General features: G+C 70.2%; 18 protein-coding genes. 13 read left to right on the forward strand and 5 right to left on the reverse strand.

Annotation, left to right across the window (positions count from 1 at the left end; genetic code table 11):
- The first annotated feature begins 77 nt into the window (after window positions 1-77).
- On the forward strand, window positions 78-542 hold the full coding sequence (locus NB3_RS27910; RefSeq protein ID WP_067809370.1) for a DUF4307 domain-containing protein: 465 nt from the start codon (window positions 78-80) through the stop codon (window positions 540-542).
- A gap of 297 nt (window positions 543-839) precedes the next feature.
- Window positions 840-1,334 carry a transcription elongation factor GreA gene (greA, locus tag NB3_RS27915; RefSeq protein WP_028477722.1) on the forward strand — a complete coding sequence of 165 codons (495 nt, stop codon included), beginning with the start codon at window positions 840-842 and terminating at the stop codon, window positions 1,332-1,334.
- Window positions 1,335-1,431: 97 nt separating this feature from the next.
- Here greA and NB3_RS27920 read toward each other — a convergent pair whose 3' ends face one another.
- Window positions 1,432-2,574: a cystathionine gamma-synthase gene (locus tag NB3_RS27920; protein ID WP_067809313.1), complete on the reverse strand. Its 1,143-nt coding sequence runs from the start codon at window positions 2,572-2,574 to the stop codon at window positions 1,432-1,434.
- A 228-nt stretch (window positions 2,575-2,802) separates the two neighbouring features.
- Here NB3_RS27920 and NB3_RS27925 point away from each other — a divergent pair, with 228 nt between their 5' ends.
- From NB3_RS27925 to NB3_RS27935, 3 genes are all read left to right on the forward strand, one after another.
- Window positions 2,803-3,978 (forward strand): acyl-CoA dehydrogenase family protein, encoded by a 1,176-nt coding sequence (locus NB3_RS27925; RefSeq protein WP_067809314.1) that lies wholly within the window; start codon window positions 2,803-2,805, stop codon window positions 3,976-3,978.
- Between the two features lie 241 nt (window positions 3,979-4,219).
- Complete coding sequence (locus NB3_RS27930) at window positions 4,220-5,845, forward strand: HD domain-containing phosphohydrolase (protein ID WP_067809316.1); 1,626 nt, start codon at window positions 4,220-4,222, stop codon at window positions 5,843-5,845.
- A 274-nt stretch (window positions 5,846-6,119) separates the two neighbouring features.
- Window positions 6,120-6,599, forward strand: a complete 480-nt coding sequence (locus tag NB3_RS27935) for a DUF4254 domain-containing protein (protein ID WP_067809372.1) — start codon at window positions 6,120-6,122, stop codon at window positions 6,597-6,599.
- 81 nt (window positions 6,600-6,680) lie between these two features.
- On the opposite strand, the gene NB3_RS27940 is transcribed toward NB3_RS27935, so the two are convergent.
- Window positions 6,681-8,069, reverse strand: coding sequence for a cystathionine beta-synthase (locus tag NB3_RS27940; RefSeq protein ID WP_067809318.1), 1,389 nt, complete (start codon window positions 8,067-8,069; stop codon window positions 6,681-6,683).
- A 103-nt stretch (window positions 8,070-8,172) separates the two neighbouring features.
- Here NB3_RS27940 and NB3_RS27945 point away from each other — a divergent pair, with 103 nt between their 5' ends.
- The 3 genes from NB3_RS27945 to NB3_RS27955 all read left to right on the forward strand — a co-directional run bounded on the left by NB3_RS27945 (window position 8,173) and on the right by NB3_RS27955 (window position 11,044).
- On the forward strand, window positions 8,173-8,634 hold the full coding sequence (locus NB3_RS27945) for a hypothetical protein (protein ID WP_067809320.1): 462 nt from the start codon (window positions 8,173-8,175) through the stop codon (window positions 8,632-8,634).
- Between the two features lie 263 nt (window positions 8,635-8,897).
- A complete protein-coding gene (locus tag NB3_RS27950) occupies window positions 8,898-9,785 on the forward strand; it encodes an SGNH/GDSL hydrolase family protein (protein ID WP_067809322.1) in 888 nt (295 codons plus the stop codon).
- A gap of 38 nt (window positions 9,786-9,823) precedes the next feature.
- Window positions 9,824-11,044: an acetyl-CoA C-acetyltransferase gene (locus tag NB3_RS27955; RefSeq protein ID WP_067809324.1), complete on the forward strand. Its 1,221-nt coding sequence runs from the start codon at window positions 9,824-9,826 to the stop codon at window positions 11,042-11,044.
- Between the two features lie 55 nt (window positions 11,045-11,099).
- Here NB3_RS27955 and NB3_RS27960 read toward each other — a convergent pair whose 3' ends face one another.
- Complete coding sequence (locus NB3_RS27960) at window positions 11,100-11,963, reverse strand: Bax inhibitor-1/YccA family protein (protein WP_067809325.1); 864 nt, start codon at window positions 11,961-11,963, stop codon at window positions 11,100-11,102.
- 134 nt (window positions 11,964-12,097) lie between these two features.
- Complete coding sequence (locus tag NB3_RS27965) at window positions 12,098-13,249, reverse strand: class I SAM-dependent methyltransferase (RefSeq protein WP_067809326.1); 1,152 nt, start codon at window positions 13,247-13,249, stop codon at window positions 12,098-12,100.
- Window positions 13,250-13,899: 650 nt separating this feature from the next.
- Here NB3_RS27965 and NB3_RS27970 point away from each other — a divergent pair.
- The 5 genes from NB3_RS27970 (at window position 13,900) to NB3_RS27995 (ending at window position 23,456) form a co-directional block, all read left to right on the forward strand.
- Window positions 13,900-14,472 carry an AMIN-like domain-containing (lipo)protein gene (locus NB3_RS27970; RefSeq protein WP_067809327.1) on the forward strand — a complete coding sequence of 191 codons (573 nt, stop codon included), beginning with the start codon at window positions 13,900-13,902 and terminating at the stop codon, window positions 14,470-14,472.
- A gap of 49 nt (window positions 14,473-14,521) precedes the next feature.
- Window positions 14,522-15,478, forward strand: coding sequence for a hypothetical protein (locus tag NB3_RS35305; protein ID WP_157112048.1), 957 nt, complete (start codon window positions 14,522-14,524; stop codon window positions 15,476-15,478).
- A gap of 88 nt (window positions 15,479-15,566) precedes the next feature.
- Entirely contained in the window at window positions 15,567-16,187 is a 621-nt protein-coding gene (locus tag NB3_RS27980) for a DUF305 domain-containing protein (RefSeq protein ID WP_067809330.1), read from the forward strand.
- A gap of 144 nt (window positions 16,188-16,331) precedes the next feature.
- Complete coding sequence (locus tag NB3_RS27985; protein ID WP_067809332.1) at window positions 16,332-16,883, forward strand: Rv2240c family protein; 552 nt, start codon at window positions 16,332-16,334, stop codon at window positions 16,881-16,883.
- A gap of 405 nt (window positions 16,884-17,288) precedes the next feature.
- Window positions 17,289-23,456, forward strand: a complete 6,168-nt coding sequence (locus tag NB3_RS27995; RefSeq protein ID WP_067809335.1) for a non-ribosomal peptide synthetase — start codon at window positions 17,289-17,291, stop codon at window positions 23,454-23,456.
- Here the strand turns inward: NB3_RS27995 and NB3_RS28000 are convergent.
- Window positions 23,425-23,787, reverse strand: a complete 363-nt coding sequence (locus NB3_RS28000) for a hypothetical protein (RefSeq protein WP_067809337.1) — start codon at window positions 23,785-23,787, stop codon at window positions 23,425-23,427. The genes NB3_RS27995 and NB3_RS28000 overlap by 32 nt on opposite strands.
- Window positions 23,788-23,867: the final 80 nt, after the last annotated feature.

Below are 23,867 nucleotides of genomic sequence, written 5' to 3' on the forward strand. Positions count from 1 at the left end.
GCGGGTGTCGGGGCTTCGTTACCTATAGTTCCATTCGACCCACTTTTGTTCCGACGTACCCCCCGGGAGCGACCACCATGAGCCAGCCAGCGCCGGACAGCGGCGGTGACGCGAAGGCGGCGGCTCCGAGCGGTCCACCGGCCGACCGCTACGGCGGCGGGCCGCGCAAGCCGCGCCGCTGGATCGTGCCGGTGCTCGGCGCGCTGGTGGTGCTCGCCGGGCTCGGCGTGGCCTACCTGGGTTACCAGAAGTACGGGCCGGAGGACATCGAGGCCGAGCAGCTCGGCTACGTCGTCGTCGACGACTCGACCATGACCATCCGGCTGAAGGTCACCAGGGCCGACCCGCAGCAGCCGGTGGTGTGTTTCGTGCGGGCGATGGCTCGCGACGGCTCCGAACTCGGCCGCCGGGAGGTGCTGATCGAGCCGTCGAGCAGCGGGACGGTCGAGTTGACCACCGTCGTGCGCTCCTCCGCGCGCCCGGTGTCGGGCAGTGTGTACGCGTGCAGCGATCGGGTACCCAGCTATCTGCGAGTTGGCTGATTTCCGCGCATAAACCCGCGATTTGGCCGCGAAATCAACTCCGACCTGCACATTTGTGAATCATGCTAAAATGGCGTGATACACGGTTCCGAAGCTCGGAGCCGTGTTTGCTGCATTGGCGGCCAGCGCTGAGGGTCCGGGCTAGCGAGCTTGCCCGAGACCAGGGCCTGTCGGGGTTCGATGAACTTCCCAGGATCGCTCTAGCCGTCGACTGGCGCGTGCCCGCTTTCGGGTGGGTACACGCCGGTGCTCAGGGAATCCCGGCCTGCCGGGAACAACTACTAGGGAGTGATCGAGATGACTGAGACGCAAGTGACCTGGCTGACCCCGGAGTCGCACGACAGGCTCAAGAGCGAACTCGACGCGCTCATCGCCAACCGTCCGGTCATCGCCGCCGAGATCAACGAACGCCGGGAAGAGGGCGACCTCAAGGAGAACGGCGGGTACCACGCCGCGCGCGAGGAGCAGGGTCAGCAGGAGGCGCGCATTCGCCAGCTGCAGGAGCTGCTGAACAACGCCAAGGTCGGCGTCGCGCCGACCAAGTCCGGCGTCGCGCTTCCCGGGTCGGTCGTCAAGGTCTACTACGACGGCGACGAGACGGACACCGAGACCTTCCTGATCGCCACCCGCGAGGAGGGTCTCCGCGATTCCAAGCTGGAGACGTACTCGCCGAACTCCCCGCTGGGCGGCGCGCTCATCGACGCCAAGGTGGGCGAGACCAGGGAATACACCCTGCCCAACGGGAACACGATGAAGGTCACCCTGCTCAGCGCCGAGCCCTACCACAGCTGATGCTCTCGGCCGTGCCGCCACGGCGGGCCGATACCCCCGCGGACACGAGCGGCCGCGCCCGATCATCGGGTGCGGCCGCTTCCTCATGTCCGTGAACCTAGCTCAATGCCTGCTCGATGTCCGCAAGCAGGTCGCTCACATCCTCGATGCCGACCGAGAGCCGCACCAGATCCGCCGGAACTTCCAGCTCGGAGCCCTCGGTGGAGGCGTGCGTCATCGCGGCCGGATGCTCGATCAGCGACTCGATGCCGCCCAGCGACTCGGCCAGGGTGAACACCTCGGTCTTGGCGCAGAACTTGCGCGCCGCCTCCACGTCGCCGCCGAGACGCACCGAGATCATCCCGCCGAAGCGCCGCATCTGCTTGGCCGCGACGGCATGGCCGGGATGCTCCGGCAGGCCGGGGTAGATCACCTGGGAGATCGACGGATGCCCGGACAGGAACTCCGCGATGGTCTCGGCGTTGTCGCAGTGCCGGTCCATCCGCAGGGCGAGGGTCTTGGCGCCGCGCAGCGTGAGGAACGCGTCGAACGGTCCCGGCACCGCGCCCGCGCCGTTCTGCAGGAACGCGAATGCCGCGTCGAGTTCCGGGTCGTCGGTGATCAGCGCGCCGCCGATGACGTCGGAGTGGCCGCCGAGGTACTTGGTGGTGGAGTGCACCACGATGTCGGCGCCGAGCAGCAGCGGCTGCTGCAGGTAGGGCGTCGCGAAGGTGTTGTCGACGACGAGCTTCGCACCCGCCGCGTGCGCGACGTCGGCCAGCGCGGGAATGTCGCCGATGCTCAGCAGCGGGTTGGTCGGGGTTTCGATCCACACCAGCTTGGTGTTCGGCCGGATCGCGGCGCGCATCTCGTCCACGTTGAAGACGTGCGCGGGCGAGTGCTCGATGCCCCACTGGCTGAAGACCTTGTCGATCAGCCGGAAGGTGCCGCCGTAGGCGTCGTCGGGGATCACGATGTGATCGCCGGGACGCAGCGTGGCCCGCAGCGCACAGTCGGTCGCGGCCATGCCGGACGCGAACGCCCGGCCGTAGCGGCCCGATTCCAGCGCGGCGAGGTTCGCCTCCAGCACCGACCGCGTCGGGTTGCCGGTGCGGGCGTACTCGAAACCGCCGCGCAACCCGCCCACGCCGTCCTGGGCGAACGTCGAACTCGCGTAGATGGGCACATTCACCGCGCCGGTCTGCGGATCGGGTTCATACCCGGCGTGCACGGCCCGTGTGGAGAATCCCAGCTCGCTCATGGGGTCAGCCTATCCGGGGCGATTCCCGGGCAACTTCCCGGTGTGTGCATACCGCGGCCGCGTGCGCAGGCGAATCGGGCGAATCCGGACAATGGTGTGGGCACAACGGGATCGCGCCTCTGATGTCGATCGAATTACGCCGATGGCACGAGCAGCGCGGAAATCTTGCGGCGAGGCGACGGGCGTGAGTTCGGTCTCACTCTTTCGCCGCCCCTTTAGGCTGAGTCCATGGTCACTGTGGAAGAACTGTTCGCCACCGACGCGTTGCTGTCCGACGAGGAGCGCGAGATCCGGGACACCGTCGCCACCTTCGCGGCTCAGCGACTTCGCCCGCATGTCGCGGAGTGGTTCGAGGCGGGCACCTTCCCGGCCCGTGAACTCGCCCCGGAGCTGGGCGCGCTGGGATTGCTCGGCATGCATCTGGAGGGGTACGGCTGCGCAGGCATGTCGGCGACCACCTACGGCCTGGCCTGCCAGGAGCTGGAGGCGGTCGACTCCGGTATCCGCAGCATGGTCTCGGTCCAGGGTTCGCTGGCGATGACCGCCATCCATAAATACGGCTCGGAGGAACAGAAGCAGCAGTGGCTGCCCGAACTGGCCGCGGGCCGCGCCATCGGCTGTTTCGGGCTGACCGAACCCGACTTCGGCTCGAACCCGGGCGGCATGCGCACCAGGGCCAAGCGCGACGGCGCCGATTGGGTGCTGAGCGGCTCGAAGATGTGGATCACCAACGGCTCGGTGAGCGATGTCGCGGTGGTCTGGGCGCAGACCGAGGACGAAGGCAAGCAGATGATCCGTGGGTTCCTGGTCCCCGCCGGAACGCCGGGGTTCACGGCGCGGGAGATGCACCGCAAACTGTCGCTGCGCGCGTCGGTCACCGCGGAACTGGATCTCGACGACGTCCGACTGCCCGCCGACGCGCTGCTGCCCGGCTCGCGCGGACTGGGCGCGCCGCTGGCCTGCCTGAGCGAGGCGCGCTTCGGCATCGTCTTCGGCGCGCTCGGCGCCGCGCGGGAATGCCTCGCGGCCACCATCGAGTACGCCAGGACGCGCGAGGTGTTCGACAAGCCGCTGGCCGCCTCTCAGCTCACCCAGGCGAAGCTGGCCGACATGGCGCTGGAGTTCGGCAAGGGCCAGCTGCTCGCGCTGCACATCGGGCGGCTGAAGGATCGCGGCGTGGTCACGCCGGAGCAGGTGAGCGCGGGCAAGCTGAACAGCACGCGCGAGGCCATCGCCATCGCCCGCGAGTGCCGGACCATCCTGGGCGCCAACGGCATCACGCTGGACTACCCGGTGCTGCGCCACGCGAACAATCTGGAGTCGGTGCTCACCTACGAAGGCACCGCGGAGGTGCACCAGCTCGTGCTCGGCCGGGCCTTGACCGACGCGAACGCTTTCCGCTGACAACCGCGGCCGCGTAGCGCGGCCCCGCATCGCGCCGAGGCACCGAGCGGTACTCGGTGAGAAGAGTGCGGATGGATTGCCGGATGCCGTTCGCCGATCGCATTCCCTCGAATCCGCCCTCTCGGAGCCGGACCGCCGTCCTGTAGCCGGATGGACGCCGGCCCGGTAGCGGTGCGAATCACGGTCTCCCGGAACAAGGTTCGGTCCTGCGCGAGGTCCGCACGGACACTACTGTCGGTGCATGTCGTCGATCCGCGCCGCCGAGATCCTCGCGGCACTGTCGCTGACCACCGATCTCGCCACCGGGATGCCGTTCGAGAAAGGGCTGGCCGCCTGCCTGGTCGCCACCGGCCTTGCCGAGCGGATCGGACTGCCGGAAGCCGAGCGCCGTGCGGTGTTCTGCGCCGCGCTGCTCGGCGGCCTCGGCTGCACCGGCAGCGCTTCGGAGAACGCGCAGGCGTATGCCGACGACATCGCCTTCCAGCGCACCTGTCATGTGCTCGATCCGGGCGATTCCGTCGTCTTCACCGAGCAGCTGCGCCGGTTCGGCGGCTGGGCGCCCGCAGCCCAGTCGGCGCTGCGCAATCGGTTCGTCGCCCGGATGCGGTCCGGCGCCCCACAGGCGCTGCGCTCGTCGAGCGAGGTCGTCACGGCGCTCGGGTCGCACCTGGGGCTGCCGGACCCGGCCGTTCGCGCCTTGACCGAGGTGGAGGAACGCTGGGACGGACTGGGCGCGCCGAACCGGCTGCGCGGGGAATCCATCTCGCTCGCGGGCCGGATCCTGCACGTGGCCGAACAGGCGGTGCTCGCGCTCGACCTGGTCGGCGAGGAACGCGCGACCGTCCCCGGCCACCGCGACGCGCAGCCGGTGGACGCGGCCGTATCGCACGACCGGGCACGATTCGCTCCCGGCGCCGTGGCGAGACGGCTGGACGTCGTTGTCGACGAGTTGCGGCGACGGGCCGGCGGACATCTCGATCCCGATCTGGTCGCCGTGTGCGACGCCGATGCCATCCGGGCGGTGCTCGACGTCCCCGACCTGCTGGCCGCCGTCCTCGCCGCGGAGCCGGGCACGCCGTCTTCGTTTCCGTCCGCGCACGTGGATCGGCCCGGGTCGGCGCTGGCCATGTTCGTCGACTTGAAAGGGCGTTACCTGCTCGGGCATTCGGCGCACGTGGCCGGGCTCGCCGATGCTGCGGCGGTCCGGATGGGCGTGCCCGCCGGGGAACGGGCGGCCCTGCGCGCCGCCGCCCTGCTGCACGACCTCGGCCGGGCCGCGGTGTCGAGCGCGGTCTGGGACCGACGCGGTCCGCTCGGGTCGTGGGAGTGGAAACGGGTTCGGCTGCGTCGTTTTTGGACCGATCGCATCCTGCGGCGCTGCCCTGGACTTACGCCGCTGGCCGATCTCACGGCGGGGCACCACGAACGACTCGACGACAGCGGCTATCCGCGGGGCGAACGCGATACCGCACCCGGCGCCCGACTACTCGCGGCCGCAGAGGTTTTCGCGGCCTGCACCGAAGCGCGGCCTTATCGTCCCCCCGCCGGGCCCGAGGAAGCCGCTGCCCAGCTGGCGGCCGAGGTCGCGGCGGGCCGCCTGGACGGCGACGCCTGTGCCGCCGTCGTCCGGGCCGCCGCGGACGACGCCCCTCCCTCCGCCCACGCCGCCCACGGCCTGTCCGAAGCCGAGACCGACGTCCTCCGGCTGCGCGCCCGCGGCCGCTGCGGCCGCGAGATCGCCGCCGAACTGCTGCTGCCCGAACGCGCCGTCACCCACCATCTGGCCGAGATCCGCGCCAAAACCGGCCACCACACCCGAGCGGGCGCGGCCGTCTTCGCGATGACCCACCAGATCCTCCCCGGCTGACTCCCGCGCACCCGGAAACGTCCGCACACCCGAGACCGCCTGCGCGAAGAAACTTCTCACCGGAGTGGGGAACCGGCGGCTAGCGCATTGTTACGTCTTGTCATTCAAGTGCCATGTGGGTGTCACCGGTAGGCCAGCGAAAGCGCGCATCATTCAAGGGGACCCGGCATTGGGGCGATGCCTCCACCACCACACTATCGGAGGTGCACGATGCACAGTTCGCCGATCGACCGCAGCGCACGGCGGTTTGTTCCGAATGCACTGGGAGCCGGCCATGTTCGTGCGTGACCATCTGCCGCGGCGCTCGCACGGCGTCACCCGGCCGCTGCCGGATCAGCGAGAACTGGTCGCCGCTTTCGGCGGGCACCCGAGCGAGTCGGCCGAAGACCACCCCCTGATCGGCTGGGCGATGACACTGGCCGCGCTGCACCGGCAGCGCCACCGCGATCCGCTGGCCGCCGCCGGAATAGATTGCCGCCGCGCCGAACTGGTGGCCGCGATCGATGCGTGGGTGGTCGACCAACTGCCGCGCAGACGGGCGAACGACCATCTGCGCAGCGAGTCCATCGGCGCCACGGTCGACCGCATGGCCGCCGCCCACGTCCACGCCAGCCACCTGCTGCACACCGCGGAGAAAGTGTCCGACACCAGGGTGCACGCCGCCTGGTACCGGCTGGCGCTGCTGGCCGACGAATGGACCGACCTGATCACCGGCGGCGTGCGGGAGACGGTTCGCGGCAGGAGACCCGCGTAGGCGTGCGGCCGGGACTCGCCGCACCGATCCGTGCGGCACGGCGAGCCGGCTCCGAGGAGCGGTTACTCGAACCGGCCCCGGCTACTTCCCGATGTTGCCCGTGCTGAGGAAGCCGAGCAGGTCGTGGCGGGTGATCACGCCGACGGGCTTGCCGTCCTCGACGACCATCAGCGCGTCGGTGTCCGAGAGCGCCTTCGTCGCGGCGGAGATCGGCTCGCCGGAACCGATCAGCGGGAACGACGGGCTCATGTGCTGGGCCACCGAGTCGGTCAGATTCGCCCTGCCCTCGAAGACCGCCGACAGCAGGTCGCGCTCGGACACGCTGCCCGCCACCTCACCCGCCATGACCGGCGGCTCGGCGCCGACCACGGGCATCTGGGAGACGCCGTACTCGCGCAGGATCTCGATGGCGTCGCGCAGCGTCTCCGACGGGTGGGTGTGCACCAGGTCGGGCAGCTCGCCGGACTTGCCGCGCAGCACGTCGCCCACGAGCGGTTCCACCGTGCCGTCCAGCCGTTCGCGCAGGAAGCCGTAGGAGCTCATCCACTCGTCGTTGAAGATCTTCGACAGGTAGCCGCGTCCGCCGTCGGGCAGCAGCACCACGACCACGGCGTCCGGATCGCGCCGCGCCACCTCGACGGCCGCGACGACCGCCATGCCGCACGAGCCGCCGACCAGCAGGCCCTCCTCGCGGGCCAGCCTGCGGGTCATCTCGAAGGAATCCGCGTCGGAGACCGCGATGATCTCGTCCGGCACGGCGGGGTCGTAGGCCGACGGCCAGAAGTCCTCGCCGACGCCCTCGACCAGGTAAGGCCGCCCGGTGCCGCCGGAGTACACCGAACCCTCCGGGTCGGCGCCGATGATCCGCACCTTCCCGTCGGAGACCTCCTTGAGGTAGCGGCCGGTGCCGGTGATGGTGCCGCCGGTGCCGACGCCTGCCACGAAGTGGGTGACCTTGCCGTCGGTGTCGCGCCAGATCTCCGGGCCGGTGGTCTCGTAGTGGCTTTCCGGGCCGCCCGGGTTGGAGTACTGATCCGGCTTCCACGCGCCGTCGATCTCGCGGACCAGGCGGTCGGAGACGCTGTAGTAGCTGTTCGGGTGGTCCGGCGGCACGGCGGTCGGGCAGACCACCACGTCGGCGCCGTAGGCGCGCAGCACGTTGCGCTTGTCCTCGCTGACCTTGTCCGGGCAGACGAACACGCACTTGTAGCCGCGCTGCTGCGCGACAAGGGCGAGGCCGACGCCGGTGTTGCCGGAAGTGGGCTCGACGATGGTGCCGCCGGGCCGCAGCTTCCCCGACCGCTCGGCGGCGTCGATCATCTTCACCGCGATCCGATCCTTCGAGCTGCCGCCGGGGTTGAGGTATTCGATCTTGGCCGCGACCAGCCCCGCGTTCGGTCCGACGACCGAGTTCAATCGGACCAGCGGCGTATTGCCGATGAGATCCACGACATGATCCGCGATGCGCATGGACCCCATAGTTCCAGACGCACTAACTGTGAGTTCGCGCACGCCACGTGCAGCGGGCCGGGACTACCGGCGAACCGGCGCCCGCCGCCTTAGGATCGCTGCCATGAGGCAGCCGAACATCGCCCGCGCCGCAACGGTTCTGGCCGGATCCGCGGTGGCCCTAGTGGTCGGATCCGGCGCGCACGCGGAGGCGGCCACCGTCGAATTCCCTCAAGTGCCGACCCTCGCGCGCGGCGGTCTGTGCTGGACCAGCATCCGCACCTGGGCCGACACCGGCCCGGAATGGCCTGGACGCGCCATTCTCAACGTTCGCGCGCTCCCCGTGAACGGCATCGGGCCGGGTTCCTACCCGCTGGCGCCGCTGTGCGAGGTCCGCACCACCGTGGCGTGGCGCAACGTCACCACCGGCGCGACGGGCAGCTACGACAACATCGTGGTCACCGGCATCTACGGCAGCATCCAGTACGCGCTGTTCCAGGACACCGGCCCCGGCCTGGTCGAGGTCACCATCTCCACCGACGCGGCGAGCATCCCGGCGCGCGGCGCGTTCGTGGTTCCGGGCTGACCGATGCCCGTGCTCGGGTCGCACGGCCACCCCCGCGAGACCCGCGGGTGCATGGCATCGGATGCTCGTTCCTGGGAGGAGCCCGCCGGGTACGCCCCTGAGAGCCCGATAGCACCCGACTGTGCCCCCATGCTGATGCGTTCGGCCCGAGCGGCCGGACGGCTGCGCGACAGCGCACCGGCCACGACGACGGCTGAACGCCCGGGCGCTGCCCGCTTCTTGCGATACTGGTCGACTCGGCGGATTTTCGTAAAATCCCTGGCGTGAGCGCACCTCAGTTTCGCTGGCGCACGGCCGCGCTGACCGGCGCCGCGGCCGTGCTCGCCGGCTCCGGCGCGGGGACCGCTTGGTGGGCGACCTATCGCCTGCTCATGGCGCAGGCGGGCGTGGCGCGCGGAATGATCGGCCGGGACACCTCGAAGCCGCCGGAAGCCGACGGCATCTACACCGTGGGCTGCGCGCGGCCGGAGCCGTGGCGTGCCGGCAAGCACGCCGATCTGCATCTGATGATCTTCGGCGATTCCACCGCGGCGGGCCTCGGCTGCACCACAGCCGACGAGGTACCGGGGGTGCGCCTGGCCCGAGGGCTCGCCGAGGCGACCGGGCAGCGCATCCGCCTGAGCACCAAGGCGATCTCCGGCGCCACCTCCAAGGGCCTGGCCGGACAGGTGGACGCGATGTTCGTCGCGGGTCCGCCGCCGGATGCCGCGGTCATCCTCGTCGGCGCCAACGACGTCACCAAGAAGCACTCGATCCGCGCCTCCGCGCGCAGGCTCGCCGCCGCGGTGGCCCGCTTACGCCGCGCCGAAGCGGTGGTGGTGGTCGGCACCTGCCCGAATCTCGGCACCGTCGCGGCAATCCCGCAGCCGCTGCGCACCGTGGTGCAGAACTGGAGCGTGCGGCTGGCCAGGGCGCAGCATGTGGCGACGACAGTCGCGGGAGGGCACCCGGTGCGCATGGGCTCCCTGCTCGCGCCCGAGTTCCGCGCCGCGCCGGAGCGGTTGTTCGCCGCCGACGGTTTCCACCCGTCGGCCGCTGGCTACGAACTGGCCGCAGCGCAATTGCTCCCGGTACTGCTGGAAGCACTGGGCGGGACGGGCGCTTCCGGTACTCGGCGACGAGACGTAGATTCGGTAAGAACCCGCGAGTAACAAGGGTTCGCCAGAACCGTCCGACCCAAGGAGTCCTCATGCCTGAGGCCGTCATCGTTTCGACCGCACGCTCCCCGATCGGCCGTGCCCGCAAGGGTTCGCTGGTCGATATGCGGCCCGACGATCTGACCACGCAGATTGTGCGGGCAGCGCTCGACAAGGTGCCTGCCCTGGACCCCGCCCAGATCGACGACCTGATCCTGGGCTGCGGCTCGCCGGGCGGTGAGCAGGGCTTCAACATCGCCCGCGTCGTCGCCGTCCAGCTCGGCTACGACTTCGTGCCCGGCACCACCGTGCACCGCTACTGCGCGTCGTCGCTGCAGTCCACCCGGATGGCCTTCCACGCGATCAAGGCGGGCGAGGGCGATGTGTTCGTCTCCGCGGGTGTGGAGACCGTGTCGCGGTATGTGAACGGTTCGGCCGACAGCTGGCCCAACACGCAGAACCCGCTGTTCGCCGAGGCACAGGCGCGCACCGCGAAGACCGCGGAGGGCGGCTCGGGCATCTGGCACGACCCGCGTGAGGACGGCCTGATCCCCGACGTCTACATCGCAATGGGCCAGACCGCCGAGAACGTGGCGACCTCCACCGGCATCACCCGCGAGGACCAGGACCGCTGGGGCGTGCGCTCGCAGAACCGCGCCGAGGAGGCGATCAAGAACGGCTTCTTCGAGCGGGAGATCACCCCGGTGACGCTGCCGGATGGCACCGTGGTCAGCAAGGACGACGGCCCCCGCGCCGGGGTCACCTACGAGGCGGTCTCGGCGCTGAAGCCGGTGTTCCGCCCGGACGGCACCGTCACGGCGGGCAACTGTTGTCCGCTCAACGACGGCGCCGCCGCGCTGGTCATCATGAGCGACACCAAGGCCAAGGAACTCGGGCTGACGCCGCTGGCGCGGATCGTGTCCACCGGCGTGTCCGGCCTGTCGCCGGAGATCATGGGCCTGGGCCCGATCGAGGCGTGCAAGCGCGCGCTGGCGCTGGCGGGCAAGACCATCGACGACATCGACCTCGTCGAGATCAACGAAGCGTTCGCGGTGCAGGTGCTCGGCTCGGCGCGGGAGCTGAAGATCGATGAGGACAAGCTGAACGTCTCCGGCGGCGCGATCGCGCTGGGCCACCCGTTCGGCATGACCGGCGCCCGCATCACCACCACGCTGATCAACAACCTGCAGACCCACGACAAGCAGTTCGGTCTGGAGACCATGTGCGTCGGTGGCGGCCAGGGCATGGCGATGGTCATCGAGCGTCTGAGCTGACCCACACACGAAAGGGCGGTCGCCGGATGTCCGGCGACCGCCCTTTGTCGTATGGCTAGTCGTTCTGGAAGTAGCTCAGCAGTCGCAGGATCTCGACGTACAGCCAGACCAGGGTGACGGTGAGGCCGAGGGCGACTCCCCAGGCCGCCCGCTCCGGAGCCTGCGCGCGGATCAGCTGATCGGCGGCGTCGAAGTCGAGCAGGAAGCTGAACGCGGCGATGGCGATGACCACCAGGCTGAACACGATCGCCAGCGGGCCGCCGTCACGCAGGCCGAGGCCGCCGTCGATGAAGAAGCTGGCGACCAGGTTGCCCAGCATCAGGACCAGGATGCCGATCATGGCGCCGACGATGATCCTGGTGAATCGCGGCGTCACGCGGATGGCGCCGGTCTTGTAGACCACCAGCATGCCCGCGAAGACACCGAAGGTGCCGAGCACCGCCTGGCCGATCAGCGCGCTACCGCCGACCCCGCCGAACTCGATGTTGGTGAACATGAACGACAGCGCGCCGAGGAAAAGGCCCTCGGCCACGGCGTAGGACAGCACGATGGCCGGGTTGTCCATCTTGTTCGCGAAGGTGGCGATCAGCACGAGCACCAGGCCGACCAGGCCGCCGCCGATCACGAACAGCGGCGCGAGCGAGGTGTTCGCGTTGGTGAGACCGTAGGAGACGATCGCGGACAGCGCGAGCACCGCGAGGGTGATGCCCGTCTTCGTCACCACGTCGTCGATGGTCATCGACCGGGTGGTGGGGGGAGCCTGCTGGTAGGGCTGCGGATACTGACCGTACTGCTGCGGATACTGGCCGTACTGGTTGCCGAACTGGCCCGCGGAGGTCACGCCGGAACCGAAGCTGGCGTATCCACCGCCCTCCTGCCTTGGCAGGTTCCTGAAAACCGGATTGCTCGTGGTACGCATGTGAACGGCGTCCCTTTCTGGAGTCGTTGCCGCTGTTCATCGAGTTGGTTCACTCGATATCCAACTGCCATGTCCAACGTTTGTCATCCGTCGCGAGTTCCCGGGGAGTCGCACAGACCCGGACAAATCGGACTCTACCGTTCGCGCGGGTCGTGCAGACCACGCACCGACCGAGTGACGGTGAATTTCCGGTTGCGCCCCATCACGTCGGTCCGGCCCACCATTCGTTCGACCACGGCTCGATAGTTCAGATGCGAGTTGTAGACGGTCCACAGCTCACCGCCCGGCCGCAGCACCCGCCCGGTCTCGGCGAACATCTTGATGGCCGATCCGGTGTGCACCGCCGCGCCGATATGGAACGGCGGATTGCACAGGACGAGATCCGCGCTGTTGTCCGCGGCCGAGGACATGGCGTCGTCGCGCACCACGCACACCCGGTCGGCGACGCCGTTCGCCTCGGTGGTGGCCCGCGCCGAGGCGACCGCGGCGGCTGATTGATCGGTGGCGATCACCTTGATGCCCGGCCGCGCCGTGGCCAGCGCGACGGCGAGGATGCCGGTGCCGCAGCCGAGATCGATGGCGTCGCGCGCGTCCGGCTTCATCAGTTTCAGATGTTCGAGCAGGAACCTGGTGCCGATGTCCAGGCGCGCCCCGGAGAACGCGGCGCCGTGCGCGACCACGTCGAGACCGAGTTCCTCCAGCCGATCGCGCACCGGGAACGGCCGATCGGCGACGGGTTTCGGTCCCGCCACCAGCAGGGTCCGCGACTTCTGCCTGCCGCGGCTGGCGCGCACGTCGGAGAACGATTGGGCCAGAACGTCGTTCATCGACTTGGTCAGGTACTTGTCCCGGCCGCCCGCGAACACCTGCACCGCCGGATCCGCGTAGCGCGCGATGGCGTCGGCGATCTCGACCAGCCCGGCCAGCATCCGGGGCAGGCGAAGCAGCACCACCCGGGCATCCCGCAGCAATCCAGGGCCGAGCGGATGCGCCGTGTAGCGATCCGACAAGCCCGCCGCACGGGCGTTGTTGGCGAGGGCGAGTTCGCCGGTGAGCAGGTCCTGGTGCACCCGGACGTCGCGCAGATCGTGCCCCACGATGGCGCCGAGGGTCAGTGCGCCATAAGCGTCACCGATGATGGCTACTTTCCCGCTATCGGCAGTCGCGAGGGCGTCGGCCGCGACGTCGAGGATCAGCCGGTCAGCGGCGTCCACGGCGTAGAGGTTCAGCGCCTCCACGTCCGGATACCGCCGCAATCGGCCAAGTACGTCCTCGACATTTCCCACACCTCAAGTGTGCTAGATCGTTGCCGAATGCTCGCGGCCACCCCGCCCTATCGATCTCGCCGAATTCCGGGCCCGGTCGGCCGTGCGCGAAAGTGCCGCGCGACAAGGGGTTCCGCGGGCGAATCGAACGACCTCGGCGACGGCGGGGAAGAATGATTTCGAGTTCGACAACCGAGGTCACAGATATTCGACGGCGGAAGTGCGGCACCGGTCGTGCGACCGCGCTTCCGGATTTCCGGAGCGCATCGAAAGGTTCGATCGACCCGCTCGGCGTCCCCGGAGACCTGCCCGGTAAGCACGGGTTCCGCCGCAGCCTGGTGCGCTCCATGCGCCGGAGTGGCGCGGACACGGGGGGCAACACCCCGGCTCCACCGAAGCCTTTGACTCGCAGAGGGACACGGTATTCGGCTGAAGCGCCGATCCCCTCGCTCTCGACGGGTGCGATCCCCGCCGGTGATCACTCCACTTGCTACGGCAGGACTTTCACGTGCCATGGCAATCACTTGGCGATTGACCGGCCTGGACAGCCGATCACTCGAGGCGCACCGTTCCCGCCCACGCGCGCATGGCACCCCGAGGAACTTTGGCGAATGCCCCGCAACGCTCTCCGGTTACGCCGTTCGCGGCCTTCCGCTGAGTAGCATCGGGCCATGCGCAACAGGATGGTGCTCATGGTCGCGGCCGCGACGGCACTGCTCGCGGGCTGTGGGGACGTGGAGTCGGCACCGGGTCTTCCGGCCGCGCCGACCACCGCTACGCCCGCGGAGGTCGCGCAGGCGCCCGCCCCCGGAGACGCCGCACCGAAGGAGGGCAAGCCTTCCGGCGACGCCGCGCTCACGGTGACCGACGTCCGCTTGGGACGTCAGCCCGGCTTCGATCGCGTGGTCTACGAGTTGGGCGGGGTCGGCACGCCTGGCTGGATCGTCCGCTACACCGACCGGGCGGTACAGGACGCCAGTGGCAATCCCGTGGACGTGGCGGGCCGATCGATCCTGGAAGTACGCATCCTCGGCTCGGCATACCCCTTCGACAGTGGCGTGACGCCGTACGAGGGCCCCGACCCTGCCGTCGATCCCGCGGTCCCCGGCATCGCGGGCGTCTACCGGACCACGGTCTTCGAGGGCGTGACGCAGTCGTTCATCGGCGTGCAGTCCGACCGGCCCGCCTTCACCGTCACCACCCTGTCCAACCCGACCCGGTTGGTCGTCGATATCGCCGACTAGATACCGGTACCACCAACGGGTATCCCGGCAGCAGCTAGACTGGGCGCTCGTGGTCGAACGCCGTGTACTTCCCGCCGCCGGGCTCGCCCGGCTCATCGGGGTGCTGGCGTTGCTCGCGGGGGTCGTCGCGATGCACTCCGCGGTCTTCGGGCTTTCCGGCCACGCGGCAGGCGCACATACCGCCCCCACGTCCACTTCCGTAGCGGCGTCCGGCGGACGAACTATCGCCGCGACAGCCGCCGGGCATGCGTCCGGCTCACCTCATCGTCACGCGACACCTCCGCCCACGGACGGCACCGCGAGCGCCCCCGCCCCGCTTCCGCCGCACGATCCACCACATACGGACGGCGCCGCGACCGCCCCCGACCCCCTCCCCCCGCACGACCCACCACCCACGGCCGACGCCGCGATCGCCCGCGACCTACTACCACCCACGGACGACGTCGCCACCGCCCACAACGCGCTCTCACCGCACAACCCACCATCCACGGCCGACGCTGCGACCGCCCGCGACCCACTACCACCCACGGACGACGTCGCCACCGCCCACAACGCGCTCTCACCGCACGACCCACCACCCACGGCCGACGCTGCGACCGTCCGCGACCAACTTCCACCGCACAACCCACCCTCGGCAACGCACGACGCCACGTCCGGCCACAACCCGCTCCCGCCGCAGGATCGGGTGCACCGCGACAACCGCTCCGGCGCGCCGGTGGCCGCGTCCGGCGATTCGTCTCTTGCGCGGGCCGTCGGGCTGACCGTCGCGGCGAGGATCTCCCGCTGCGCGGACTGCGGATGCGACGGCGGGCACAGCGCACTGCACGGCTGTGTGTTCATCTTGGTCGCCGCGATCGCTTCGGCCGCGTTGGTGCTGCTCAGCCGGTTGGCGGTCGATCGCCCTGGTGGCGGCGCGGCGCGGCCGCGGCACTGGCGGGCGCGGCGCGAACGACCGCCGCCATGGACTGTGCTCACCTTGGCCGAACTGGCGATTCTGCGGATCTGACAGGTCCACCGCCGCCGTGTGTCCGAACCACGGTGGCGGCGCTGTCCACTCCATCCTCAGACTTCCGCACTTCGCAAGGAGCGATCCCATGTTCATCTCTCGCACCCGATCGGCAATCGCGCTCGCCGTGGTGGCCGCGGTGAGCCTCGCCGGATGCGGCGACGCCGATACCGGACACACCACCGAGCACGGTCCATCGACCACCGCATCGGCCGTCACGACCACGCCCGCCCACGCCGAGCACAACGACGCCGAGCACAACGACGCCGACGTGATGTTCCTGCAGATGATGTATCCGCATCACGCCCAGGCCGTCGAGATGGCGCGGCTGGTGCCCAGCCATACCGACAACCAGCAGTTGCGGGCGCTCGCCACACAGATCGAGCAAGCACAGGCGCCGGAGATGCAGCAGATCACCACCCTTCTGCAGAGCTTCGGCCAACCGGCGCCGACCGCGACCGAGGGGCACGGCGGCCACGAAATGCCCGGCATGATGTCCGCCGAACAGATGGCGGCGCTGAGCGCGGCATCGGGTCCCGACTTCGACCGCCAGTGGCTGACCATGATGATCGAGCACCACACGGGCGCGATCACCATGGCGGAGACCGAACTGGCCGAGGGTGAGAACCCGGACGCCAAGGCGCTCGCCGAGCGGATCATCGCCGCTCAGCGGGCCGAGATCACGCAGATGCGGACCATGCTCGGCTAGAGCTGACCCGTGGCCCCGCGCCGATATCGGTTGTCCATCGATATCGGCGCGGACCCGCGCGGCGAGCCCGCGCGACGTACGGTCGGATCGTCCGGCTCCGTTCTCCGTCCCGGCCGGACTTGCGAGGGGAGTGAGGGGCCGACCATGCGACGACTCGAACGCGCGGGCCTGCTGGCGGCCGCGACGGTCACCGCGGCGGGCGCGCTGACCATCGGCGCTTGCGCACAGCAGATCTCCGGCACGGCGGAGGTCGACCGGACCGACCTGGCCGCGTACGCCTCGGAGGTCACCTCATCCTCGGCCGCCGCCTCGTCGTCACGGGCCGCCGTCGCCGAACGCGCCACCGGATCGGCCTGTGACGCCTTCTTGTCCGCGAACGGCAGCTCCGTGCGGGCGTTCAACGACTACATCGATGCCAGCAACACGAAGGGCCGCGGCGATCCCGATACGAACGGCAAAGCCGACACCGCGGTCACCACGCTGCGGAACAACGCGCACTCGGTGGACCAGAGCGTGACCAGAGACGTGCCCTCCGTGGTCGCCACCCCGCTGCGCGCCTACCGCGACGACACCAACGCCCTGGCCGACACACTCGCCCGCCGCGCCGACACCGACACTCTGAACGCGGCGATCGACCGATTCAACGCCACGAAGAACACCGCCCTGACCGCCTGCCAGGGGCACGGCACCCGCTGAGCGGTACCGGGTTCCAGCTGCGGCGGCCGTGCGCCGGGCTTGCGCCGACGACCAACTCGATGTCCTCGGCGCCGGGCAGCCCCAGGTGCACCACGGCGGCGGGTTCGTGCCGACAGCCTGTCCCCGGCACCGGCCGAGCGACCATCCCGGCGCGGGCATCCACAGCAAGATTCCCCACGGCATCGGCGGCGTCGAACACCGGATGGATTCGATGTTTCATGGCGGATGAATCCACCTGCGGCCGTGGGTTTCTCGGGTACCAGCGCGGAGCTCGAATGCGGGCCGGCCGACTTCGCCGCGCGCGCCGCCGGTGACCGGAGCGGTATCGCCTTCTCATCGGTGGAGAATTCCGCCGTGCGGCTATAGCATCTGGCCGTTTACTGCCACGCGGAACGGGACGATCACATGACCAGCGGCATCCGGGATACTCGTCCACCCGCCCGGAACGGCCGTCGCCGCAGATCGGCCGAGTCGGCCGCACCGACGTTCGCCGCGCTGCTGGCCGCGGCCGCGGAACACAACCCCGACGGCGTCGCGGTGGTCTGCGAGGACGGTGAGATCACCTATCGCGACCTCGACGCCCGCTCCTCCCGGCTGGCCCGCACGCTGATCGCCGCGGGCGCAGGCCCCGAAACGGCGGTGGCGGTGGCGCTGCCCCGCTCGCTCGAATCCGTGCTCGCCGTGTGGGCGATCGCGAAGACCGGCGCCGCGTTCGTACCCATCGATCCCGCGCTTCCGCTGTCCCGCATCCGATTCCAGGTCGCCGACAGCGGCGCCGCCCTCGGCCTGACCCTGACCGCGCACACCGCGACACTCCCTGCCGAGGTGCGCTGGTTCGCGCTGGACGACGCCGATTTGATCGCGCGGGTGGCGGCGAACCCCACGGGCCCGATCGCGTACTTCGAGCGCCCCGTCCGGCTTCGTGCCGCCCACACCGCCTACGTGATCTACACATCGGGATCGACCGGACGCCCCAAAGGCGTCGCCGTGACCCACGCCGGGCTCGCCCCGCTGTGCGCCGAACTGGCCGCGCGGCACGCGCTGGACACGGACGCGCGGGTGCTGCATTTCGCCTCGCCGAGCTTCGATGCCTCGGTGCTGGAGTTGTTGCTCGCGATCTCCCGCGCCGCCACGCTGGTGGTCGCTCCGCCGACCCTGTACGGCGGCACCGCGTTGGTGGAATTGCTCGCGCGGCAATCGATCACCCATGCGTTCCTCACGCCGTCCGCGCTGGCCACGATCGAGCCGGACGGATTGCCCGCCCTGCGTTCGGTCATCGTCGGCGGCGAGCCGTGCCCGCCGATGTTGCCGCGGCACTGGGCAGCCGACGGCCGCCTGTTCCACAATGCCTATGGCCCGACGGAATCCACCATCGTGGCGACGCTGAGCCAGGCCCTGGGGCCGGACGCACCGGTCACCATCGGATCGGCCGTGCCCGGCATCCGCTGCCAGGTACTCGATCATCGGCTGCGCCCGGTCGGTGTCGGGGTCGTCGGCGAACTGTATGTGTCCGGGCCGGGAGTGGCCAGGGGATACCACGGCCGCCCCGGTCTGACCGGGCAGCGGTTCCTCGCCGATCCGTTCGGGCCGCCCGGCTCCCGGATGTACCGCACCGGCGATCTCGTCCGCCGCACCACCTCGGGTGAGCTGGACTATTTCGGCCGCGCCGACGACCAGGTCAAGATCAGGGGCTTCCGGATCGAACTCGGCGAGATCGACGCCATCCTGTCGACGCAGCCGGGCATCCTGCTGGCCGTGACCGTCGACCGCAAGACCGCCGCGGGCGAGACCACGCTGGCCTCCTTCGTCCAGCCCGAACCGGGCCATGCCCCTGATCCGGCCACTCTGGCCGACGCGCTGGCCGCGCTGCTGCCGAAGTACATGGTGCCCAACACCATCTCGGTCGTGGACCGGATCCCGCGCACCCCGACGGGCAAGGCCGATCGGCCCGCCCTGCGCGTGCGCGCCTTGGACGAGCCGGATTATCGGCCCGCCGTCGACCTCGGCGAGGAGACGGTCGCCGAAGTCTTCGCACACGTGCTCGGCTGGGAGCGGTTCAGCGCCGACGCCGATTTCTTCGCCGCGGGCGGCAACTCGCTGCTGGCGACCCAGGTGGCCGCGCGCCTGAGCGAAACGTGGCGGCTGCGCATCCCGCCCCGGCTGGTGTTCGACCATCCGACCGTCGCGGGCTTGGCCCAAGCCATCCGCTCACAGCAATTCGACACCGCGCGCCCGGTGCTGCGCGCACGGACCCGGCCGCGGCGCATCCCGCTCTCGCCCGCGCAGCTGCGGTTCTGGCTGCGCAACCAGTTCGACACGACGTCATCGGTGGACAACATCGGCTTCGCGCTGCGACTGTCGGAACTGGACATTCCCGCCTTGCGCGCGGCGTTCGCCGACACCGTCGAACGGCACGAGGCGCTGCGCACGAGGTATCCCGCCGACGCCGCCGGACCGCGTCAGCTGATCCTCGACACCGAGCACGTGGTCGCCGATTTCGCGGTCGAGGAACTGTCCGACGACGCGGTACCCGACCGGGTGCGCGCGATCCTGCGGCACGGGTTCGACGTGTCGGCCGAGGTGCCGCTGCGCGTGCGGCTACTGCGCACCCCCACCGAATACGTCCTGGTCTGCGCCCTGCACCACATCTGCGCCGACGGGTCGTCCTTGGCGCCGCTGGCCCGCGACGTGGCGATGGCCTACGCCGCACGCAGCGCGGGCGCCGCGCCGGCCTGGCGGCCACCGGATGTGCAGTACGCCGACTACGCCCTGTGGCAGCAGGATCTGCTCGGTTCCCGCGACGACCCCGATTCCCTGCTGTCGCGACAACTGGCGTACTGGACCGGCGAGCTGGCCGGTCTGCCCGACGAACTCGATCTGCCCGCCGACCGGCCGCGCCCGCCGGTGGCCACGCTGCGGGGTTCGGCCACCCAGCGGACGGTGCGGGCGAGCCTGCACCGCGACCTGCTCGCCGTCGCGCGCGCCCACCGGTCGACGCTGTTCATGGTGATGCGCTCGGCACTCGCCGTGCTGCTGGCGCGGCTGTCCGGAAGCCGCGACATCGCGATCGGCGTTCCGATGACCAACCGGGCCGAGCCCGCCCTGGCGGACGTCGTCGGCATGTTCGTCAACACCACCGTCTCCCGCACCAGGATCGAGCCCGCGGAGAGTTTCACCGCTCTGCTGCGCCGCACCAGGGAACGGGATCTGGTCAACTTCGCGCACTCCGAGGTGCCGTTCGAGCACGTGGTCGACGCGGTCGACCCGACCCGCTCGCCCGGACGCCACCCGCTCTACCAGGTCGGCTTCGCGTTCCAGAACTTCACGCAGGCCACCCTCGACCTGTCCGGACCGAGCGTGTCGTTCCTCGACGTGGACGCCGACACGGCGAAGACCGATCTGCACATCGGCGTGGTCGACACGCGCGACGACGACGGCGAGCCGAGCGAGATCATCATCCGATTCGGTTACAGCACCGACCTTTTCGACGAGCACACGGTGCAGCGCTTCCTCGACGGCTATATCCGCATCCTGCACCGGGTCGCGGCCGAGCCCGACGCCGTCGTCGGCGACATCGACATCATGGATCCGGTCGAGCACAAACGCATCCGGTCCTGGGGCGCCGGGCCGGAGCACGCCGTGCGGGCCGAGCCGCTCACCGCCGCCACAGTGCGGCAGGCCGCGGCGACGCCGGACGCGATCGCCGTGGTCCTCGGGTCCGAGACCATCACCTACGCGCGGCTGGTCGAACGGTCCGCGCGGCTGGCTCGCTGGCTGATCGAACAGGGCGTGGGCGCGGAGACCGTCGTGGCGGTGGCGATGCGACGGTCGATCCAGCAGGTGGTGGCGCTGCACGCGATCGTGGCGGCGGGTGCGGCCTGGGTGCCGATCGATCCAGACCATCCGGTCGAACGCATCCGCTACGTGCTCGAGTCCGCGGCTCCCCGGTGCGTGCTGACCACCGCGGCGGACGGCTTCACGGCCGTCACGGCGTACGACGTCGACGCCATCGACCTCGACCGCTTCGGCGCGGAACCCGTGCTCGACAGCGAGCGGCTGACGCCGTGGCACGCCGATCACCCCGCCTACCTCATCTACACCTCCGGCTCGACCGGCCGCCCCAAGGGCGTGGCGATCAGCCATCGGGCGATCGTGCACCAGCTCGCCTGGATGCAGGCGGAATACGGCGTCGGCGCCACCGACATCTATCTGCACAAGACTCCCGCGACCTTCGACGTGTCGTTGTGGGGCTACTTCCTGCCGTTGCGCGCGGGCGCGCGGCTGGTTCTGGCCGGGCCGGAGGAGCATCGCGATCCGGCGGCGCTGGGCCGGCTGATCGCCGAACACCGGGTGACGCTGACCGATTTCGTTCCCGCGATGCTCACCGTGTTCGCCCAGCAGGCGACCGCGTACGAGTTGTCCTCGTTGCGAGCCGTTTTCGTTATCGGTGAGGCGCTTCCCCCGGAGACCGCCCGCGCCTTCGCGACGGTGTCCGGGGCCGAGTTGCACAATCTGTACGGCCCGACCGAAGCCGCGGTGAGCATCACGCGGCACGCCGTCACGGCCGCCGATCGCACCGCGTCCAGCGTTTCCATCGGTGTGCCGGAATGGAATTCGCGCTGCCACGTGCTCGACGACCGGTTGCGGCCGGTTCCGGTGGGCGTGGCGGGCGAACTCTATCTGGGTGGCCTTCAGCTGGCCCGCGGCTACCACGGCGCTCCCGGGCTGACCGCGGCCAGGTTCATCGCCGATCCACTGCATCCGGGGGAACGGATGTACCGGACCGGCGACCTGGTGCGATGGAACCGCGCGGGCACCTTGGACTATCTGGGTCGCACCGACTTCCAGGTCAAGGTGCGCGGCCATCGCATCGAACTCGGCGAGATCGAAGCGGCCTTGCTGGCCGACCCGGCGGTGGGCCGGGCCGCGGTGGCGGTCAAGGGCTCCGATGCCGGCGACCGGCTGGTCGGCTACGTCATCGCCGCGCCGGGCGCCACGGTCGAGCCGGACGCGGTGCGGCAGTCCGTCGCTCGGGTGCTGCCCGGCTACATGGTGCCGTCGGCGGTGCTCGCGCTCGACGCCTTTCCGGTGAACACCAGCGGCAAACTCGATCGCGCCGCGCTGCCACAGCCGGTGTTCGCCGCACGCACCGGCGCGCGACCCGGCACCGCGCTGGAGCGCGCGATCGCGGAAGTCTTCGCCGACGTGCTCGCGGTGTCCCCGGTCGGGGTGGCCGACGACTTCTTCGAACTCGGCGGTTCCTCGCTGCTCGCCTTCACGTTGCATCAGCGGTTGTCGGAGCGTCTCGGCCGCGACGTGCCGATGTCGGCGATCCTCGCGACCCCGACCGTCGGCGGCCTCGCGGCCCGGCTGTCCGGCGAGTCCACCCCCACGGCCGCGACGCCGGAACACGACGCCGTGCTGGAACCGGAGATCGGCATCGGGGGCTGCGAACCGGCGCACACCGGTCCGCCGCAGGAGATCCTGCTCACCGGCGCGACCGGCTTTCTCGGCGTCCACCTGCTGCAAGCCCTGCTGGATCGCACCGAGGCCCGCGTGTGGTGCGTGGTGCGCGCCGCCGACGCCGAGGAAGGCATCGACCGCATCCTGGGCGCGCTGAACCACTACCGGCTGTCCGGGACCACCGCCGCGGAGCGGATCGTCGTGGTCGCGGGCGACCTCACCGCGCCGCATCTCGGGTTGGACCCCGCCGACTACGAACGCTTGGCCGACAGCATCGACGCGATCTACCACAACGGCGCGCGCGTCAATCACGTCGACCCTTACGCGCGGCTACGGCAAGCCAACGTCGAAGGAACCCGCGAGTTGTTGCGGCTGGCGACGACGCGGCGGGTCAAGCCGTTCCATCTGGTCTCCACCATGGGAGCGGCAGTCGCCGCGACGCCGGATTCGCCGGTGGTCACCGAGGACGTCCGCTTGCGCGCGGGGCAGGTGCCCGGCAACGGCTACCTCGCGTCCAAATGGGCGGCGGAGGAATTGGTCCGCCAAGCGGGCGAGCGCGGCGTGCCCATCGCCATCTACCGGCCCGGCACCATCTGCGGTTGCCCGGACATCGGCGTGAACAGCCCGCAGGATTCGCTGTGGAACATGGTGCGCGCCGCCGCGATGCTCGGCATGGCGCCCGATGTGGGCGACGCGACCGTGTCCTTGGTCCCGGTGAGCTACGTGGCGGGCGCCATCGCGGAGATCTCCGTTCGTCCGCGCTCGGAAACCGTCTATCACCTGGTCAATCGGGCTCCGGTAGCGGTCGGCGAGATTCTCGCGAGTCTGCGCGCGCACGGGCTGCCGGTGGCGACGATGCCGGAGGACGCGGTGCGCGCGGGCCTGGCCAGGGAAGCGCGGCGGCGCGACGCGCTCGGCGACGATTCGCTGGTGCGCGCGGCACTGCTGAGCCACAACTTCGCCGAACTCGCCGGTCACCTCGACTGGGGCGACGAGCACACTCGCGCCGCGCTCGCGGACGCGGACCTCGACTGCCCCGCAGTGGACCGCGCGGTGGTGGACACCTTCGTGCGAGAGTTCATCGAGTCGGGTTTTCTGCCCCGGGATTGAGAGTTCTCAGTACGCCGGGCGGCACGGTGGCGCGCTCGGCGGGCTGTTCGGTGCGCCTGCGGGCCCGCACCTGCTCCAGCACGATCAGCCCGACCCCTACCAGGAGGAAGACGACCGTGATGATCGCGGCGACCACCGAGAGCCGCCCGAGTCCGAAGCCCGCGAGCACGGCGGCCGCTATCGCGCCCGCAGCCGCGACCAGCAGCAACCCGTAGCCCGGCCAGTTCCTGGCGTCGGCCATCGTCGCTCCCGGCGGCGGCGCGGAGTCGCGCGCGATATCCGGGGCGTCATCGATCGGGGGTATCTCCCATGGGCCCTCATCCGCTGTCACTGATGTTCCTCCCGCCGCGATACCGATTTCCGGCTCCTGATGCGAGAGGGATGCCCGGATCGTCTCCACCGAAACGCGAG

The organism is Nocardia beijingensis NBRC 16342 (assembly GCF_001612785.1).
Taxonomy (GTDB): Bacteria; Actinomycetota; Actinomycetes; order Mycobacteriales; family Mycobacteriaceae; genus Nocardia; species Nocardia beijingensis.

Bases quoted from the DNA above. Each gene is read 5' to 3' on its own strand.
- NB3_RS27910 (WP_067809370.1), top strand. From the start codon at position 78: ATGAGCCAGCCAGCGCCGGACAGCGGCGGTGACGCGAAGGCGGCGGCT.
- greA (WP_028477722.1), top strand. From the start codon at position 840: ATGACTGAGACGCAAGTGACCTGGCTGACCCCGGAGTCGCACGACAGG.
- NB3_RS27920 (WP_067809313.1), bottom strand. From the start codon at position 2,574: ATGAGCGAGCTGGGATTCTCCACACGGGCCGTGCACGCCGGGTATGAA.
- NB3_RS27925 (WP_067809314.1), top strand. From the start codon at position 2,803: ATGGTCACTGTGGAAGAACTGTTCGCCACCGACGCGTTGCTGTCCGAC.
- NB3_RS27930 (WP_067809316.1), top strand. From the start codon at position 4,220: ATGTCGTCGATCCGCGCCGCCGAGATCCTCGCGGCACTGTCGCTGACC.
- NB3_RS27935 (WP_067809372.1), top strand. From the start codon at position 6,120: ATGTTCGTGCGTGACCATCTGCCGCGGCGCTCGCACGGCGTCACCCGG.
- NB3_RS27940 (WP_067809318.1), bottom strand. From the start codon at position 8,069: ATGCGCATCGCGGATCATGTCGTGGATCTCATCGGCAATACGCCGCTG.
- NB3_RS27945 (WP_067809320.1), top strand. From the start codon at position 8,173: ATGAGGCAGCCGAACATCGCCCGCGCCGCAACGGTTCTGGCCGGATCC.
- NB3_RS27955 (WP_067809324.1), top strand. From the start codon at position 9,824: ATGCCTGAGGCCGTCATCGTTTCGACCGCACGCTCCCCGATCGGCCGT.
- NB3_RS27960 (WP_067809325.1), bottom strand. From the start codon at position 11,963: ATGCGTACCACGAGCAATCCGGTTTTCAGGAACCTGCCAAGGCAGGAG.
- NB3_RS27970 (WP_067809327.1), top strand. From the start codon at position 13,900: ATGCGCAACAGGATGGTGCTCATGGTCGCGGCCGCGACGGCACTGCTC.
- NB3_RS27980 (WP_067809330.1), top strand. From the start codon at position 15,567: ATGTTCATCTCTCGCACCCGATCGGCAATCGCGCTCGCCGTGGTGGCC.
- NB3_RS27985 (WP_067809332.1), top strand. From the start codon at position 16,332: ATGCGACGACTCGAACGCGCGGGCCTGCTGGCGGCCGCGACGGTCACC.
- NB3_RS27995 (WP_067809335.1), top strand. From the start codon at position 17,289: ATGACCAGCGGCATCCGGGATACTCGTCCACCCGCCCGGAACGGCCGT.